We start from the raw sequence: 17,221 nt of genomic DNA, 5'->3' as shown, positions 1-17,221 counted from the left end.
TGTGCTCCGGTGAGTCCTCCAAACGCCTCCTCGGACCTGCGGCCCCTGGCCCTCGGTGAGTTGATCGATCGCGCCGCGATGTTCTGGCGCGCCCACCTCAAGGCGCTGTTCACCTTGTGCCTCGGGTTCGATCTCCTGAACTACATCGCGGCCAAGGTCACCGCCCTGATGCTCCCCCAAATGGTCGCGATGCTCGACACCCGGGGGACCGGAGATCCGCTCACTGTCCTGCGCGAGATGGGGCGCTTCATGGGCGTCAGTGTCGCCGCGTGGGCGCTCATCATCTGGAGCTATTGGCTCGCCACGGCAACGGTCGCCCGGTACGCCGTGCCCACTCGCCTGGGCGAGCCCACCACGCCCGCGGATGGCTTCCGTCGGACCTTCGCGCGCGTGGGGACGCTGACGGGGGCGTACGTCATCTCGATTGGATGGTCGATGGGCGCAACGCTCGTGCTGTGCTTGCCGGGCCTCGCCTTGGGCGGGCTGGGGTTCGCCGCCGCCGTGAGTGGCACGCACACGGGCCTGTCCAACGCGGCGAGCATCGCGCTGCTGGTGGGGAGCGGGCTCCTCTTGGCCCTGGCATTCCTCGCGTCCACGCTCTGGTACTTCCTGCGCTTCATGCTGCTCCCCCCGGTGGTGGCCCTGGAGAACCTCGGGGCCTGGGGCTCCTTCCGTCGCTCGGGCGAGTTGCTCTCAGGTCGCATCGAGCCGGGCTTCATGGGGCGCGGCACCGTCCGAGCCATGGTGCTGTCCACGGTCGTGGGCGCGATGCTCATCGCGGTGAGCACCGTCGCCGGCCTGCCGGTCTGGATTGTCCGCCTGATGGCCGGTGGCAACATCTTCGACCCCGCGGCCATGGCGGCCATCCCGCAGACGCTGCTCGTCCCCGCCGAGCTGTTCCAGGTGGTGGCGCAGACTGTCTTCACGCCGCTCGGCATCGTGGTGTCCGCGTTCTTCTATCTGGACATGCGCGTGCGCCGAGAGGGCCTCGACCTGGAGCGTCGCCTGAGCGAGCCCGCGACCTCGGAGCCCTCCTCGTCGGTCGTGGCCTGAGCGCGAGGCCTTCCGTGCCGAGCCTGTCCCTCCTCGCCCTGCTGACCGCGCTGCCCTGCGCCGAGCGAGAGGGCCTCGCGCGGCGGCTGGAAGAGACGGCCCTGCGGCAGCCCGAGCAACTTCCCGCCGCGGTGGAGGCGCTCGCCCGACAATGGGGAGGTCTCCCAGCGCCACCACCAGATCCCGGCGCGGCGCCGACAGCCCGAGCACGACAAGTGGCGAGCTATCTGGAGCAGGCCTGTGCGCTCCAAGCAGCGCCCGAGCCCACGGTCTCCAACGCGAACACCAGCGGCGCCGAGCGGCTCCAGGACATCCTGAACCGCCCTGAGTTCGCCCGCGCCCGCGAGCGCAATGGTGACGTGCTGAAGCGGTTGCTGCGTGAACTCCAAGCGTGGCTGGAGAACCTCTTCGAGTCGCGCAGCGCCCAAGGCTTCGCGGTCGCGACCCGAGCGGTGATGCTCGGCATCGCGCTCGCGGTGGTCCTGTTCGGACTGCTGCGCTGGCGGCGGCTCGGCCCCCGCAACCGGGCCGTGAACACGGACGCCTGGGGCGATGATGCGCCAGGCAAGCTGGACCCGCCGCCCGAGCACCTCGGACGAGCCCGCGCTGCGCTCGCACGAGGCGACGGACGCGAGGCGATCCGCGAGGCCCTGTTCTGCCTGCTGTCCGCGCTGGAGCAGCGAGGCTGGGCCCGGCCCGACCGAGTGAAGACGAACCGCGAGCTGGCCGCGGAACTCCCCGGACGAGGCGCCTCCGTCGGGCTCACGCGCGAGGTCGAGCAACTCCTCGGTTGGTACGATCGGGCCTTCTACTCATTGGCACCGGTGACCGCGAAAGAGGCCACGCGCTTCGTGGATGACATCGAACGCCTGCGCGGCACGCTGAGCCAGGGGACGCCATGAGCCCCAGGTCTGGAGCACGACCACGAGCCTCCACGCGAATGGTGGCCTCTGTCGTTGGCACGGGCGCACGGTCCATGAGCCTCAGCGCGCGCGGGGCTTCACTTGATGACGGCGCGGTGATTCGCGGACGCACAGCGCGAGCGCTGCGTTGCGCGCATGAGGACCCCACGGCCATCGATTCGTGTGTGAGCGCGCGCGACCCACTGCGGACGGCGACCCACGTCGCAGGCAGCGATTGTCTTGGGGCGTGGCCGGTGCGTGGCGCAGGCGCTCCTTGGTCAAGGAGCGTCCCGTGAACAGTCGAGCGTTCTGGGTCCTCGGGCTCCTGGTGGTGCTCGCGCTGGCCCTGGGGCTCGCCGCGGGGAGTGCACCCGCGGTGGACTCCCCGGTCCCCTCGACCGAGAACCCGGGCCCCGTTGGACTGCGCGCGCTGTGGTTCTACCTGCGCGAGGGAGGACAAACCGTCGCGGCGCACGCGTCCTCGCTGGAATCACTGCCCACCGGGACGCGCACCGTCGTGCTCGCGGCACCGCAGGCCCGCGTCGTCTCCGAGTCCGAAGTGAACGCCCTGTCGCGCTTCGTCGAAGCGGGCGGCACCCTCCTCTATCTCGTTCCACGCGAGACGACCACGAGCCAGCCAGCCCTGGATGCATGGCTCGCCCTGGACACGGGTCCGCTGCTGGGCGCGAACCACCAAGGCATGCCCTCCGAATGGACGGATCCCGGTGGCACCACGGCGGAGGTATGGCTCTCGGGAGGGCTCGCGCGAGGGCTCACCCATCTGCGCGTCTCGCGAGATCGCGCCGTGCGAGTGAGACATCCGGAAGCCCTCCCCCTCGCGGGCCTTGGCGACGGCGCGATCCTCTGGCGCTGGCCGTTGGGCCAAGGCGAGGTCTACGTCCTCGCAGGGGCGGACCTCGCGGAGAATCGCCGACTGGAGCTGCTCGACAACCGACGCTGGTGGGATGCCGTCGCCGCGCGCGGTCCCCTCGTCTTCGACGAGTTCCATCATCACGCGGAGGCACGCCCCCCCATCTCGCGAGGCATCTGGGTGTTCCTCGCGCAGGGACTCGCGGCGGGACTCTTGTACGTCGTCTCGCGAGGCACGCGGATGGGCGCTCCCCGTCCCTTGCTCACGCGCAAGCACCGCTCGATGAAGGAATACGTCGCGAGCCTGGGCTGGCTCATGCGCCGCTCCCGCGTGGAGGCAGAGCTGCTGCCCGAGCTGGACCTCGCCCTGCGGCAGCAACTGCAGGAGCGCCTCGGCATCGCCCTCACGCTTCCGGACGCGGAAGCCGCACGGCTGCTCGAAGCAACCTGCGGCGTCCCCGCGACCGAGTTCCTCGACGCGAAAGCCGACCTCGCCCGCACGCTCGCCCAAGCCCCCGTGCGCCCGAGCGACTACGCGCGCGTGGCCCGACGATACGCACGGTTGGAGCGCGCCGTGGCGGGCCGCGAGTAACGCCCTACAGTCGCTTGCCCGCCGCGATGAGCGCCGCGCCCACGTGGCGACGGATCTCCTCCACCCGCGCCTCCCAGCTCTCGTGGAAGATGCGCTCGGCGCGCTCGCGCCGAGGCCCTCCGCCCTCGGCCAGACACGCATCCACGTGCCGCACGAAGTCCTCGGTGTCCCGGGCGATGCGGCACAACCCCACCTTGCGAACCTCGGGCAGATCCGTGGACACCACCGGCAGGCCCGCGGCCAGGTACTCGCGCACCTTGAGCGGGTTGGCGTTGAGCGTCAGCTCGCTGACCTTGAAGGGCATGAGGGCCACATCGAACGCCTTGCTGTAGCCGGGCAGGTCCGCGTAGGGCTTGCGACCCAAGAAGTGAATGTTGGGCACGGCGCGCAGCGGGCCCACGTCACAGTCCGGCATCGTCTTGCCAATGAGCACCACCGAGCCCTCTGGATGGGCCCGCGCCGTGGCGATGAGCGCGGCCTGGTCCACCCACTCCGCCACCAACCCGAAGAACCCGATGATGGGCCGAGGCAACCGCGCGATGTCCTCGGGCACCGGCGTGGACGCGTCGCACGCCTTCACGAAGTGCGTGTAGTCCACGCCATGGCGCACCAGCACCGTGCGCGGATTGAGCAGCGCCTTGCTGTCTCGCAAGCGCTCCGCCGAGGTGATGCACAGGTCCGCCCGCCTCAACAGCCGGGCCTCCAGCTCCGCGATGTGGCGCCCGTTGGTGTCGCTGAAGGCGGAGAACTCGTCCACGCAGTGGTAGACGACGAAGTCCTCGCCCAGCGTCCCGGAGACCGGCGCCGAGGCCGGCAGGAAACTCCAGGACAGCGGCCGTTGGAAGCGAAGCTGCCGCATGGCCCGCAGCACCTGCCAGCGCAACAACTCGCGATTCGCCAGACGCACCGCCTCCGAGCCATAGAACGGCACGGCCAACGGAGACAGCACGTGGATGTGGCGCTCCACCTCGCGCAGCCCCTCGGTGAACGTCCGCAGCTTCTTGGCCAGCCGCCGCACATCGTGCGCGTTCGCCTTGGGCGCGCGGTTGCCAATGCTGTTCACCCACAGCACGCGGTTGTCGCGCGCGAGGATTCGCATGATGTGGACCTTGGACAGCGGATCCCCATCCCAGTCATTCGAGAACACCACCAGGTCTCGCCCCCGGAGTGCCCTCCGGGCCAGGTCCATGTCGTCGCCGCGTCGCATCGTCGTCGCCTCCGAGTCCTGTTGGAAAATCCATTCACACGGCGGGCGCCGCCCGAGCCCGCTCGGCCCGAGCCAACGCAAGCTCGGCGTACAGGGCCTCGAGCACGGGGCCCGCATCGGGTGACACGACGCGCGGTGGCCCCGCGGCCAACGCCTCGCGCACGCGAAACGCCAGGTCTCGCGCGCTGTCCGCTTGGAACACGCGCGTGCCCACCGGGCGCGGACACACGTCGCTCGCCACGCAGGGCACCCCGAGCGCCAGCGCCTCCCGCACCGAGATGGAATCCCCATCGTGCGTGGTGGGCCGCAAGAACGCATCCGCTCGGGACAGCAGCCCCAACGCGGCGTCATGCTCCAATTCGCCCAGGTCCTCGAGATACGCGGCCACCCGCGTCTCGCGCACATCGCGGCGGAACTCCTCCGAGCGCGTGCCCGGGCCGAACACCGCCAGCCCCACGTCCGGCAACTCCTCCACCAACCGCCGCAGCGCCTGGAACGCGAGCCGCCGCCCGTAAACAGGCGAGGGATGATGCGCCATCACCAGGAGCGGCCTGCGCCGCGCGCGCGCGGACTCCACCCGAGGCGGCACCGCGCCCGCTGTCACCTGCGACGCGCAGAACGCGGGGTGCACCAGCACCTTGTGCGCCGGCACGCCGCACGCCACCACCGCATCCCGCACCGCACCGGACACGGCCACCACGCGCGCGTACCCCGCGAGCGCCATCCCCGCCAGCACCCGCCGCGCGGACGAGCCGCGCAGGTAGTCCGGCAGGAGCCCTGAATGCAGCGTGATGACGCGGGGCGCGCGCCCTCCTGGCAATCCGCCCACCATGCCCGCCAGCGCCCATGACTTCGGGTTGTTGCCGCTGGTGTGCAGGTGAAGGGTCCATCCGCCCGCCACGAAGCCCGCGAGCCGCAACCCGAAGTGCGCGGGGCCATGCACCGGAATCACGTCCGGAGCCGGCCGGCCGCCCTTTCCAATGTCCAGCACCTTCACTTCGAGCTCGCGACCGCGCAGGTACTGCAAGAGCTGGCGGACGTGGATGGCCACTCCGCCATACGGTGGCGGATGGTCTCCGACCAGGAGCACGCGCATGGTGGCGTCCCTCTCCTACCGAGCCGAGGCCTGCGGCGTCGGCACGGGCGTGAGCTTGGGACGCGGCGGCAACAAGCCCATCTCCCGCTGGTAGCTGGTGAGCGGATCCGGATCCTGTCGGATGACCTTCGCCGGCACCCCCGCCACCACCGCGCCCGCGGGCACGTCCTTCAACACCACGGCGTTCGCCCCAATCACCGCGAAGTCGCCGATCCGGATGTTCCCCAGAATCTTCGCACCGGCGCCGATGCGCACGTAATCCCCGATGATGGGCGCGCCCACGAGCCCCGAGCGTCCACCCAACGTCACCTGCTGCGAGATGAGGCAGTGCTTGCCCACCTTCGCCGCTCGATGGATGACGACGCCGATACCGCCGTAACCCAGTTGCGTTCCGTCCCCCAGCTCCGCCTGCTCTGGGATGTAGGAGCTGTGCAGGTAGTAATTCAGCTTGCGCACCACGGCTGGCAACAGTGGCACTCCACGATTCCGCAACGCGCGTGCGACCCTGTACAGCGTCATCGCCTGCAACACCATCACGCCTCCCTCGCCCTGACCCTCACCCCGTCGCCACCATGGCCGGGAACCTAGGTACCCACCCCTGGGGAGGGAAGTCCTCCCCAGTCCACCCGCTCGCGGGCGCTCACTGCGCGCGCCGCGTCCGCAACGCCGCCAACGCACTCAGCGGCCGAACCCCCGTGGCGTACAGCACCGCCACATACCCCGCGAGGAACAACACCCCCGCCATCCCCAACGGCAACACCCGCCAGAAGAAGCCCTCCGGCAACTTCAGCCAGGCTCCGTGCACCCCCGCCCGGAGAACGAAGACGCCCGCGCCCGCCGCGCCCGCCGCCAGCGAGGCCTTGCCCAGCTCCGACCAGGGAATCACGTCCCACAGGCGCAGCCGGTGTTCGGCCGTGGACAGGGCCGCCGGCACTCGCGCCAGCAGCAGGGTCTTCCCCACCACCTCGGCCACGGCCCACGCGCCAATGCCCCCCAGCATTCCAAAGCGCCGCACGCCCACCCACAAGAGCGGCACCGTCACCGCGGCCTTCACGAAGTACGAGGCGAAGATGGCGCGCGTCATGCCACGGGCGCGCAGCGTCCCATCCATTGGGAGGATCGACAGCACCACGCCCAGCACGCTCACCCGGAAGATGGGGACCGCGGGCAGGAACTTCTGGCCAAACATCGCCGCGATGAACTCCGGCGCCGCGGCGAACAGGAACGCGGCGAAGGGCAGGAACACGAAGGCCAGCTTTCCCGCCGCCTCGCGGAACGCCCCCACGCCCTCGGACAACCGGCCCGCATGCTCCAGCTCGCCCAGCCGCACCATCAACACCTCGCTGGTCGGCGTGTAGAGCAAGTCCACCACCGGCAGCTGGAAGCAGCCCACGCGGTACAGCGCGTAGAGCGCCGGGGCGACCGCGCCCGCCACCGCGTACAGGTGCGCGTTCTGCTGTGGAATCGCCAGGAGCATGGCCGCGCCGAACGGCGCCGAGTACGCCAACTGCGCGCGCAGCAGGCTCCCGCTGACCAGCGGCCCCTTCGCGCCACGCAGCGCCACCAGCCACGTGGCGACATAGCGCGCGCCAGCGAACGCCGTCACCGCCAGCATCAACCCGTGCAGCGCGTACCCCAGCAGCGGTGGCACCACCATCACCAGCGCGCGCACCGCATCCGAGGCCAGGTACACGACGGCCGAGGCCCGCGTGCGGCCCTGGCTCGTCAGCGAGACCTCCAGCGGGTAGCTGCCGAGCAGCAGCGCGGTGTAGGCGGCCAACGGCCCGCGATGGTCTAGCAACGCCGGGTTGTGGAAGGCCTCCGCCACGCGCCCCAGCAAGCCCCACACGAGCCCCGCGCCGAGCACCCCTGTGGCGGTGACGAACAACAACGCCTGCCCCAGGTACGGCCGCCGCTCCTCCGCGCGAGGCAAGAAGTAGTACAGGCTCTGCACCATCCCGAACGGCAGGACGTAGTAGAGCGTCGTGGCCACCAGGAAGAGCTGGTAGTACGTCCCGTACTCGTCCAACGGCAGGACGCGCGCGAGCACCAGCGGGATGGACAGTGTCAGCCCGGCGGTGAACAACCGGGCCAGCACGAGGGGACCGGCGCGCCCCAGGAACGAGGCCTCCGGCGCGGCGGTCTCACTCACGGCAGGTCCTCGGATGAGCCCGCCTCTGGCCGGAGGATCTGCGCCAGGGATGCCATGGCCTGCGGGCGCCGTCCAGGGACCGGGTGGTTCATCCCCAGCGCGCCGAAGCAGTCGTCCAACTGGCACACCGTGAGCGCGGACGAATAGTCCCCCAGCACGCCCACGCTGAAGTTCTCCCACATCACCTTGCGGCGCAGGGTGAACGGGTCTCCGCCAATCCGGTTGGGGGTGTCCTCGGTCGTCACGCCGGAGCGGAACCCGTTCGCGACCAGCACGCGGATGATCTCATCCGAGTACCAGCCATTGCAGTACGCGAAGTCCCGCACCGTGCCGCCCACCTCGCGCTCGATGGCGCGCTTGGACTCGAGCACTTCCTGCTCGATGACGGCGGTGGGCTCCAGCGTCAGGACGTTGTGGCCCTGCGTGTGCGCGCCGAACTCGAAGCCCGCGCGCGCCATGCGCCGCACCTCGTCCCAATCCATCACATCGCCTTGCTCGGGCGACAGCTCCGGGCCCCCACCGAGCTGCTTCTCCAGCGAGTCGATGATGTCGGTGAGCACGTGCGTGGGGTACTCGCCAATGAAGTCATCCAGTGCCGCGGACACCGACTTGGTCCCCGAATGCACCGGGCCGAGCAGGTCCAATGCAGGCGCCGGGAGCGCGTCGAACACGGGGCGGTAGCGCCGCTGCTGGACGCGGCGCAGGAGGTGGAAGAGGCGGTCGTGATTGAAGCGCCGCCGCGTCCCCACGAACGCGGTCGGCAGGTAGATGATGGCCGGGATGCCCATCTGCTGGAGAATGGGAAAGGCGTACCGGTAGACATCGCGGTAGCCGTCATCGAACGTGACCACGCACAGGTCCTTCTTCGCCGCGCGCCGGCCGCTCATGACGTCCACCGCGTCCCCAATGCCCACCAGCTCATAGCCGGCGGAGCGGGCACCCTCCATGTGTTTGCGGAAGGTCTCCTGGGAGATCAGCAGACCGGGAATCGAGCGCTGCAGCTCGCCGGTGAAGTCGCTGACCACGCGGTGATAGCTGACGATGAGGATGCGCCGTCCACCCGAGCGGATCCGCTGATAGGTGGCCAACGCCCTGCGCATCCCGCTGTAGTGCATCATCCCGGCGGCAGCCACCTTCACCGCTCGCCGCAACACCGTCCCCCCCATGTGCCCGCCCCCTCCCGGAGAGCCCCATCCACTGAACCGCGCCCCAGCGCGCGCTCCGTGTGCATGACGAGTGCCACCGCTCCCTGCTCTCACGGGGGGCGCGACGCTCCGATGCACACGGATACCCACCTGCCCGCGCCATGCCCCGGACGTCCTCACGAGGGGAAAAGCTTTCAACTGTGGGCGGTGCTGATGGCGGGCAGAAACCCGGACGCTCCTCCCCCTGGCCGCCCGCCTGGGTTTCACTGGTGGACGGTCCGATAAAAGGCTACGAACTCCCCCGCCGATGCCCCCTTCCTCCCTCGGAACCGCGCTCGCATTCCACGACGTGAGCAAGCGCTACGGCCGCACCTGGGCCCTGGCGCGCCTCACGTACGCGCTGCCCGCGGGCCGCTCCCTCTTGCTCACGGGCCACAATGGCTCCGGCAAGACGACGCTCCTGCGCCTGGTGGCCACCGCGCTCAGCCCCACCGCGGGCCAGCTCCAGGTGCTCGGGCGTGACAGCGTGACGGAGCGCGACGCCGTGCGTCGCGAGGTGGGCCTGCTCTCCCACGCCAGCTTTCTCTACGAGGACCTCAGCGCGCACCAGAACCTGGTGGTGCTCGGTCGCCTGCTCGGCCTGGAGTCCCCGGAGGACGCCGCGCACGCGCTGCTCACCAAGGTCGGGCTGACCCGCCGCTCGGACAGTCCGGTGCGCCACTTCAGCGCCGGCATGCGCAAGCGCCTGGCCATCGGGCGGCTGCTGATGAAGAAGCCCGCCCTGGCGCTGCTCGACGAGCCCTTTGGCGAGCTGGATCCCGCCGGTATCCGCGACATGGAAGGCTTCATCGCCGAGCTGAAGGCCGCGGGGGTCACCGTGGTGTTGGCCACCCACCTCATCGAGCAGGGGATGACGCTGTGCGAGGAGCGCCTGCACCTTCAGGACGGCCGGGCGGTGGCCGCGTGAGCGCGCCCCGTCCCATCGGTGTCCTGCGGACCACGCTCGTCCTGATGCGCAAGGACCTGCTGATTGAGTGGCGGACGCGCGCGCGCCTCAACGCGCTGGTCTTCTTCGCCATGGCCACATTGCTGCTCTTCTCGTTCGCGCTCGGCCCGGACACCCGGCTCCTGGAGCGCAACGCGGGCGGCTACCTGTGGCTGGCCATCCTCTTCGCCAGCGTGCTGTCCCTGGGCGAGTCCTTCCGCGTCGAGGCCGAGAACGCCTGTCTGGACGGGGTGCGTCTGGCCCCCTCGGACGCGCGCGCCATCTTCCTCTCCAAGGCCCTGGGCAACACGGCCCTGCTCGTGGCGCTGGGCGTCCTGCTCATCCCCGTCATGGTGGCCCTGTTCGGGGTCAAGATCGTCCTGGGACTGGGGGACCTGGGCCTCACGCTGGTGCTTGGCTGTCTGGCCCTGTCCGCGCCGGGAACCGTCTACTCGGCGATCGCCTCCAACGCCCGGGCAAGGGACGTCCTGCTGCCTCTGCTACTATTTCCGCTCATCGTGCCGTCGCTGCTGGCCGCCGCGAAGGCCACCACGCTCGTACTCCAGGGTGACCCCATGCATCAGCTGGGCTCATGGTTCGGGCTTTTGAGCGGCTTCAATCTGATTTACTGGGGGCTGGGGTTCCTCCTGTTCCCGAAGGTCATCGAGGACTGAGCATGGGAAAGCTACTGCACAGGGTGCTGCCAGGGGTGGCCGTGGTGCTGCTGGTGGCGGGCGCCTACCTGGGATTGTTCTGGGCGCCCCCCGACCGAGAGATGGGCGACGTGCAGCGCATCATGTACGTGCACGTCCCGGCGGTGTGGATGGCGCTGCTGGCGCTGACGCTGAACTTCTGCTGCTCGGTGACGTACCTGTTCAAGCCGAGCTGGAAGACGGACGCCATGGCCGAGGCGAGCGCCGAGGTGGGCCTCCTGTTCGGCACGGTGGGCGTGCTCCTGGGCAGCATCTGGGGCCGGCCGACCTGGGGCGTGTACTGGACGTGGGATCCGCGCATCACCACGGCGGCCATCATGCTGGTGGCGTACGTGGGCTACCTGGCGCTGCGCCGCTTCGTGGAGGACCCGGAGAAGCGGGCCGTCTGGAGCGCGGTGGTGGGCATCATCGCGGCGGTGGACGTGCCCATCGTCTGGTTCAGCGTGCGCTGGTGGCGCAGCCTGCATCAGGTCCAGTCGAGCCCCAAGACGGTGGATCCGCTCATGGTGCTGCCCCTGCGGGTGAGCGCGTTCGCGTTCCTCGCGCTGATGATTGTCTTCCTCGCGCGCCGCTACCTCATCGCGCTGGCGGAGCGGAACGCGGAGGTCGCGCTGCCCGAGGCGCTCCCCTCCGACGACCCCGCCACGCGCGGCGGCAGCGGTGCCTCCAAGGTGGTGGCCTGACATGACCTCGCTCTCGACACTGTTGGTGCTGGCCCAGGCCGCCGCGAACCCCGTGGGCACGGGCCGCATCCAGGGCGGCTGGGGCTACGTGTGGGCCTCGTATGGCATCACCTGGGCGGCCCTGGCCCTGTACGCGCTCTCGCTGTGGATGCGCCGTCCGCGCACCCCGTTCGGTTCCAAGGAGTAAGCACGCCATGACGCCCGCCCTTCGCAACCGACTCGTCGCCGTGGTGGCCCTGCTGGTCGCCGGCAGCGGTCTGGCCTTCGTGGCCTTCGGCAACATCGGCGACAACCTCGTCTATTACTGGAGCCCCTCGGAGCTCCTGTCCAACGGCGAGAAGGCCTACTCGGCCACCATCCGCCTGGGCGGCGTGGTGCAGCCCGGCAGCATCCAGTGGAACGCCCAGCACACCACGCTGGAGTTCCGCGTGGCGGATGGACCCAAGCCCGAGGCGCAGAGCGTGCTGGTGCGCTCCACCGAGACGCCGCCACAGATGTTCCGCGAGAAGATCGGCGTCGTCGTCGAGGGCACATATGACCGCTCGGGCGTCTTCAGCTCCAACCGGCTGATGGTGAACCACTCCAACGAGTACCGCCCCCCCAAGGAGGGCGAGGCCCCGCGGCAGTGGCAGGAGACGCTGTCGGAGAACACCACCGCCGCCGCGACGGGGGCGAAGTGAACGGCGCGATTGGAAACGCCCTGGTGCTCGGAGGCCTGGCGTTCGCGGCCTTCGGCGCGGTGGTGGGGCTCGTCACCGGCATGCGCCGCACCGAGGCGGGCTTCCCCTGGGTGATGCGCGCCGTCTGGGGCTTCTGCGCCTGCATGGTGGGCGCGAACGCCATGATGGTCTACGCGCTCGTCACGCACGACTTCAGCGTGAAGTACGTGGCCCAGGTGGGCAGCCGCGCCACGCCGCTCGTGTACACGGTGGTGTCGCTGTGGAGCGCCCTGGAGGGGTCCATCCTCTTCTGGGGCTTCATCATGGCGGTCTATGTGGGCGCCTTCGCGTGGCTGCACCGCCGCGAGCACGCCCGGTACATGTCCCTGGCGCTGGGCACCATGCTGGCGGTGGGCGTGTTCTTCGCGTTCCTCATCGCCGGGCCGGCCAACCCCTGGGGCGCCATGTCGCCGGTGCCCGCGGACGGGCCGGGGCCCAACGCGCTGCTGCAGAACCACGTGCTGATGATCATCCACCCGCCCATGCTGTACTCGGGCTACGTGGGCATGACGGTGCCCTTCGGCGTCGCGGTGGCGGGCCTGTTGCGCGGGGAGATTGGCGAGGCATGGATGGCGCCCCTGCGGCGCTGGACGATGGTCGCCTGGTTGTTCCTCTCCGTGGGCATCATCCTGGGCTCGTGGTGGGCGTACGCGGTGCTGGGCTGGGGCGGCTACTGGGCGTGGGATCCGGTGGAGAACGCGTCCTTCCTCCCATGGCTCACGGCGACGGCGTTCATGCACTCGACGATGGTGCAGGAGCGCAAGCGGATGCTGAAGCTGTGGACGCTGAGCCTCGCGCTCGCCAGCTTCGTGCTCACCATCCTGGGCACGTTCATGACGCGCTCGGGCATCTTCAACTCGGTGCACTCGTTCACCCAGTCGGACATCGGGCCTACGTTCCTGGTGTTCATCGCGGTGCTGCTGGTGGTCTGCATTGGCCTGCTGGCCGCGCGCGGGCACCTGCTCATCCCCGAGGGGCGGCTGACGTCCCTGGCGTCGCGCGAGGCGAGCATCCTGGTGAACAACCTGGTGTTCGTGGCCATCACCTTCACGGTGCTCTTGGGCACGCTCTACCCGCTCGTCTCCGAGGCGGTGCGCGGCATCCGCGTGAGCGTGGGCGAGCCGTACTTCAACAAGATGGCGGTGCCGGGCGGCATCGCGGTGCTCTTCCTCATGGGCGTGGGGCCGGTGCTGCCCTGGGGCACGCCGGACAAGGCCACGCTGCGCCAGCAGTTCATCATCCCCACGATGGTCGGCCTCGTGGTGACGGGGGCGTGCTTCGCGGTGGGGCTGCGTGGCGTCTACCCGCTGCTCACCTTCGGCCTGGCGGGCTTCGTGACCGTCATCACCCTGCGCGAGCTGGCGCTGCCGGTGACGGTGCGCATGCGCGAGCGCAAGGAGGGCATTGGCACGGCGCTCGTCACGGCGGCGAGCAAGGCGCGCCGGCGCTTCGGCGGCTACGTGGTGCACCTGGGCATCGTGGTCATCATCGTCGCGGTGGCCGCCTCGTCGTCGTACGTGGAGCACACGTCCGGCACGCTCCGGCTGGGCCAGACGATGAATCTGGGCGGCTACCAGATGAAGTACCTGGGCCTGTCCAGCGGCGAGGAGCCCCACCGCACCTTCGTGGCGGCGCGCGTCGAGGTGACGGCGCCCAACGGCTCGGTGACGGAGCTGCGGCCTCGGATGAACTACTACGAGCGCAGCACGGACCCCATCGGCACGCCCGCGGTGCGCGAGTCCGTCAAGGAAGACTTCTACATGTCGCTCATGGCCTTCAGCGAGCAGGCCGGCACCGCGAGCTTCAACGTGTGGGTTTTCCCGCTGGTGGGGTGGATCTGGTACAGCATCCCGCTCTTGCTGGTGGGCACGCTCATCTCCCTGTGGCCACAGCGCCGCTCCGCCGCGGTGGCCGCCCGTCCCGCGCCGGCGGTGGGCGCGGGCCCGCCCGTCGCGGGTGACGCCGAGCGGGGTGCCGCATGAAGCGCTGGCAGTACACGCTCGGCTTCGTGGCGGTGTGCGCGGCGCTCCTGTTCGTCCTGTTCAAGGGCTTCGGGCGGGATCCGCACGAGGTGCCCTTCATGCTCAAGGGCAAGCCCGCCCCGGCCTTCACCCTGCGCGCGCTCGACACCGGTGAGCGCGTCAGCCTGGAGGAACTCAAGGGCCGCCCCGTGGTGCTCAACTTCTGGGCGTCCTGGTGCGGGCCCTGTCAGCAGGAGCACCCGGTGCTGGAGTGGGGCGCGCGCGAGTTCGGCTCGCAGGCGGTGTTCCTCGGCGTCGTCTTCGAGGACACCGAGGACAACGCGCGCGAGTTCCTCTCGCGCATGGGCGCCAGCTTCCCGCAGCTCGTGGATCCTCGCTCGCGCATGGCCGTGGACTACGGCGTCGCGGGCGTGCCGGAGACGTACTTCATCGACCCGAACGGCATCATCCACGGCAAGCACGTGGGCCCCATCGATCCACAGACGCTCACGACGCGGCTGCGGCAACTGACGGCCCAGGCCACCGCCGCGCCGGCCCCAGAGTCTCCCTGACCCCGCCCCGCGCCAGGTGCGACGCGCCCCTACCCAGGGCCGCGGCCCGGCGGGGGTGCGCGAGGCGCCTCGATTCCCGCTCGGAATCCGAGTAAGCCAACCGTTCCGCGACGAGGGCGACCGCCACGGTCCCCTTCCTTTGCGACGAGGTCGGCCAACATGCGGTGCCCGGAGTGCGGCGAGAACGCGACGGACGCGCGGTTGAAGTACTGCGAGAACTGCGGCGCGCAGATGCCGGTGACGCAGGCCCCCACCCGCACGCGCACCGCGATTCGAGCGGCCCGGCCCGTCGAGGAGCCGGCCTACGCCTCGGAGATCATCGAAGAGGCCGAGGAGCACGCCCGCCCCTCTCAAGCGGGCGCGGCCCGGCCCGGCATGCCCCCCGTGGACGAGGGCGAGGACACCAACCCCGGCGCGAACCCCCTCCCCTTCGATGGGCCCCGGTGGCTGCGCGACGTGCCAGCGCACTCGCCCAGCATCGTGGGCGTCGGGCTGGTGACGTGCGCGGTGGTGCTGGGCATCCTCCCGTTCTTCTCCAGCGTGGGCCTCGCCGGCGGCGCGCTGGCGGTGCTCGGGGGCGTCGCGCTGGTGGCGCGCGAGCTGCGCGTCGCGGGAGAGCGCCCGGGCTGGGTGGAGTGGGTGCCGCTCTCGCTGATGCGCTCGGAGGTGGCCGCGGGCTACGCCCTGCTCCTGGCCGCGCTGGCGCTGCGCTCGCTGAGCCTCGGCTTCACGCCGCTCTTGTGGCTCGCAGGGGCGGGGCTCGTCGTGCACGACCAGTACCGCAAGGTGTACGCGGAGCCGGATGGCGTAGGGCGCTACTTCGAGCCTCGGCGGCTGGTGCGCTTCCCGGCCATGGTGGCCCTGGCGGGCGTGGCGCTGTGCCTGGGCACGCTGTACCTGCCGTGGACGCGAGGCGTGAGCGGCAGCGCCACGGTGAGCAATGCGCCCGTGCCGGGACGGGGCTCGGTGCCTCCGGAGCTGCGCGTGGTGGAGCCGCCGCGCGCCTCGGACGACTCGCTGTACAGCGCCGGGGGATACGACGCGATGGACGCGGGTTGGGACCGGCCCGCCTCGCTGGTGCCCGAACTGGCGCTGCTCGCCGTGCTGCTCCTCGCCGCGCTGCATGACGACGTGGCGCGGCCGGCGTGGATGCGCTTCGTCCCCGCGGGCGCCGTGGGCGTGTGCCTCCTGTGGGCGCTCATGAACATGCGCATCGCGGTGGGCCCCATCGCCTTCGTGTTCGGCCTGGGCGCGGTGGGCTTCCTCGCGCTGCGGCTCGCCCTGGGTCGCGAAGAGCAGGCCCCTCCGCCTCCCGAGCTGGACACCGAGGAAGGCTGAATCCGGCGCTCAGCGGCCGACGGCTCGCTGCCCTTCCTGGCGCCCTCCGCGTCCGCTGGGGACCTGACAGGTTCCCGCCGCTTCTTCCAACCAACAGATGTCCCCGCGCCCGCGTGGGCCCCGGCTGGGGATTCGCGCACGCGCCACTACCCTCGGCTTACGCCGCGGCGCCTCGGCGTGCGGCCCAGGCAGGGGGAAGCCCATGGACAGACCGAGCACGGCGCCGACGCGCGGGGAATGCCCGTGCCCATCGCCGCCCCCGCCCGCCTCCGGCCTTCCGCCTGGACGGGTGGCTGGCCTCACGGCCCGCCCAGGTTTCGCTGTCCAACACCCGGCGGACAGCGGTACGTAGGGAGCGCTCCCGGGAGCCACGATGACCTCCGCCCTCCTCTCGCTGACCCTCGCCCTTGGACTGGCCACCGGCCAGTTCGCCCCGCAGCAGGCCGCGAGCGACCCGCTCGCTCCGCCGCTCGAGGCCCGCGTCCAGACGCTGGGCAAGCACCTGCGCTGCGCGGTGTGCCAGGGCCTCTCGGTGGCGGACAGCCCGTCCTCCATGGCCCGCGCCCAGCTCGACAAGGTCCGGGAGCTGGTGGCCGAGGGCAAGAGTGACGCCGAGGTGATGGACTACTTCGTCGCCCGCTATGGCGAGTGGGTCCTGCTCGAGCCCCGCGCGGAGGGGTTCAACTGGTTCGTCTGGCTGGGGCCCATCGCGCTCGTCGCGGGCGGCCTCGTCCTCATCCTGAAACAGCTCAAGCGCGAGCCCGCCGTGGCCGCGGCCACCGAGCCCTCGCCTGAAGTCCCCGTCACGCCGGCCCCCGCGCCCGCGACGGAGGACGTCGACCCGTACCTCGCGGCCGTGCGCCGCGAGCTGGAGCGCTAGCCCATGCAGCCGCAGCCCACGAACTGGTTGCCCGGAATCATCGTCCTCGTCGTGGCCTTCGTGGCCGCGGCCGCCTGGCTGCTGACGCAGCGCAAGCGCGGCGCCTCGCCCGCCGCGGACGCCCCGCGTGACGGCGTGCAGGATGACCTGTCCCAGCGCGCCCAGTCCCTCATCGATCAGCTCCGCGCCCTCGAGTCCGACAAGCACCACCTGGGCGAGGAGCGCTACGCCGCGGAGAAGTCCCGGCTGGAGAAGGAGGCCGCCGCCGCCCTGCGCGCCCGCGACGAGCACGCGCGCCGCGCCCAGGAGCCCGCCGCCGCCGAGCGCCCCGCCGCCCCCCGGCCTGCCCCCAC

General features: G+C 70.7%; 17 protein-coding genes and 1 pseudogene. 13 read left to right on the top strand and 5 right to left on the bottom strand.

Translation table 11 applies throughout. The features are described from left to right. The first annotated feature begins 9 nt into the window (after positions 1 to 9). From KRR26_RS31745 to KRR26_RS31735, 3 genes are all read left to right on the top strand, one after another. Entirely contained in the window at positions 10 to 1,053 is a 1,044-nt protein-coding gene (locus KRR26_RS31745; RefSeq protein WP_120210233.1) for a hypothetical protein, read from the top strand. A gap of 14 nt (positions 1,054 to 1,067) precedes the next feature. Then, the gene (locus KRR26_RS31740; RefSeq protein WP_217081631.1) at positions 1,068 to 1,955 is read left to right on the top strand and encodes a DUF4129 domain-containing protein; all 888 of its coding nucleotides are present in this window, start codon (positions 1,068 to 1,070) and stop codon (positions 1,953 to 1,955) included. 292 nt (positions 1,956 to 2,247) lie between these two features. Continuing rightward, a complete protein-coding gene (locus KRR26_RS31735; protein WP_217081630.1) occupies positions 2,248 to 3,417 on the top strand; it encodes a DUF4350 domain-containing protein in 1,170 nt (389 codons plus the stop codon). 4 nt (positions 3,418 to 3,421) lie between these two features. On the opposite strand, the gene exoP is transcribed toward KRR26_RS31735, so the two are convergent. From exoP to KRR26_RS31710, 5 genes are all read right to left on the bottom strand, one after another. Next, positions 3,422 to 4,624 carry a spore coat polysaccharide biosynthesis glycosyltransferase ExoP gene (gene exoP, locus KRR26_RS31730; RefSeq protein ID WP_120210230.1) on the bottom strand — a complete coding sequence of 401 codons (1,203 nt, stop codon included), beginning with the start codon at positions 4,622 to 4,624 and terminating at the stop codon, positions 3,422 to 3,424. Positions 4,625 to 4,658: 34 nt separating this feature from the next. Beyond that, positions 4,659 to 5,720, bottom strand: a complete 1,062-nt coding sequence (locus KRR26_RS31725) for a glycosyltransferase family 4 protein (protein WP_120210229.1) — start codon at positions 5,718 to 5,720, stop codon at positions 4,659 to 4,661. A 15-nt stretch (positions 5,721 to 5,735) separates the two neighbouring features. Then, a complete protein-coding gene (locus KRR26_RS31720; protein ID WP_120210228.1) occupies positions 5,736 to 6,254 on the bottom strand; it encodes a serine O-acetyltransferase in 519 nt (172 codons plus the stop codon). A gap of 106 nt (positions 6,255 to 6,360) precedes the next feature. Beyond that, positions 6,361 to 7,872: a lipopolysaccharide biosynthesis protein gene (locus KRR26_RS31715; protein ID WP_217081629.1), complete on the bottom strand. Its 1,512-nt coding sequence runs from the start codon at positions 7,870 to 7,872 to the stop codon at positions 6,361 to 6,363. Continuing rightward, positions 7,869 to 8,960, bottom strand: coding sequence for a polysaccharide deacetylase family protein (locus KRR26_RS31710; protein WP_120210283.1), 1,092 nt, complete (start codon positions 8,958 to 8,960; stop codon positions 7,869 to 7,871). The genes KRR26_RS31715 and KRR26_RS31710 overlap by 4 nt, the downstream gene beginning before the upstream one ends. Positions 8,961 to 9,324: 364 nt before the next feature. Here KRR26_RS31710 and ccmA point away from each other — a divergent pair, with 364 nt between their 5' ends. From ccmA to KRR26_RS31660, 10 genes and pseudogenes are all read left to right on the top strand, one after another. Beyond that, positions 9,325 to 9,984 carry a heme ABC exporter ATP-binding protein CcmA gene (gene ccmA / locus KRR26_RS31705; RefSeq protein WP_217081628.1) on the top strand — a complete coding sequence of 220 codons (660 nt, stop codon included), beginning with the start codon at positions 9,325 to 9,327 and terminating at the stop codon, positions 9,982 to 9,984. A gap of 44 nt (positions 9,985 to 10,028) precedes the next feature. Next, a complete protein-coding gene (locus KRR26_RS31700; RefSeq protein WP_120210282.1) occupies positions 10,029 to 10,676 on the top strand; it encodes a heme exporter protein CcmB in 648 nt (215 codons plus the stop codon). Positions 10,677 to 10,678: 2 nt separating this feature from the next. Then, positions 10,679 to 11,398, top strand: coding sequence for a cytochrome c biogenesis protein (locus KRR26_RS31695; protein WP_120210225.1), 720 nt, complete (start codon positions 10,679 to 10,681; stop codon positions 11,396 to 11,398). Between the two features lies 1 nt (position 11,399). Further along, the gene (locus KRR26_RS31690; protein ID WP_217081627.1) at positions 11,400 to 11,585 is read left to right on the top strand and encodes a hypothetical protein; all 186 of its coding nucleotides are present in this window, start codon (positions 11,400 to 11,402) and stop codon (positions 11,583 to 11,585) included. Positions 11,586 to 11,592: 7 nt separating this feature from the next. Then, on the top strand, positions 11,593 to 12,078 hold the full coding sequence (locus tag KRR26_RS31685) for a cytochrome c maturation protein CcmE (protein WP_120210223.1): 486 nt from the start codon (positions 11,593 to 11,595) through the stop codon (positions 12,076 to 12,078). Further along, positions 12,075 to 14,099 (top strand): heme lyase CcmF/NrfE family subunit, encoded by a 2,025-nt coding sequence (locus KRR26_RS31680; protein ID WP_120210222.1) that lies wholly within the window; start codon positions 12,075 to 12,077, stop codon positions 14,097 to 14,099. The genes KRR26_RS31685 and KRR26_RS31680 overlap by 4 nt, the downstream gene beginning before the upstream one ends. Continuing rightward, positions 14,096 to 14,650, top strand: coding sequence for a TlpA family protein disulfide reductase (locus KRR26_RS31675; RefSeq protein WP_120210221.1), 555 nt, complete (start codon positions 14,096 to 14,098; stop codon positions 14,648 to 14,650). The genes KRR26_RS31680 and KRR26_RS31675 overlap by 4 nt, the downstream gene beginning before the upstream one ends. Before the next feature lie 159 nt (positions 14,651 to 14,809). Further along, complete coding sequence (locus KRR26_RS31670; RefSeq protein WP_217081626.1) at positions 14,810 to 15,988, top strand: zinc ribbon domain-containing protein; 1,179 nt, start codon at positions 14,810 to 14,812, stop codon at positions 15,986 to 15,988. 373 nt (positions 15,989 to 16,361) lie between these two features. After that, complete coding sequence (locus KRR26_RS31665) at positions 16,362 to 16,868, top strand: cytochrome c-type biogenesis protein (protein ID WP_217081625.1); 507 nt, start codon at positions 16,362 to 16,364, stop codon at positions 16,866 to 16,868. A 3-nt stretch (positions 16,869 to 16,871) separates the two neighbouring features. Continuing rightward, positions 16,872 to 17,221, top strand: a pseudogene (locus KRR26_RS31660) (tetratricopeptide repeat protein); the annotation flags it as partial.

The organism is Citreicoccus inhibens, assembly GCF_019039035.1.
GTDB classification, from domain to species: domain Bacteria; phylum Myxococcota; class Myxococcia; order Myxococcales; family Myxococcaceae; genus Citreicoccus; species Citreicoccus inhibens.
The sequence above is the reverse complement of the archived record's forward strand: the minus strand, read 5'-3'. Positions and strand labels throughout refer to the sequence as shown.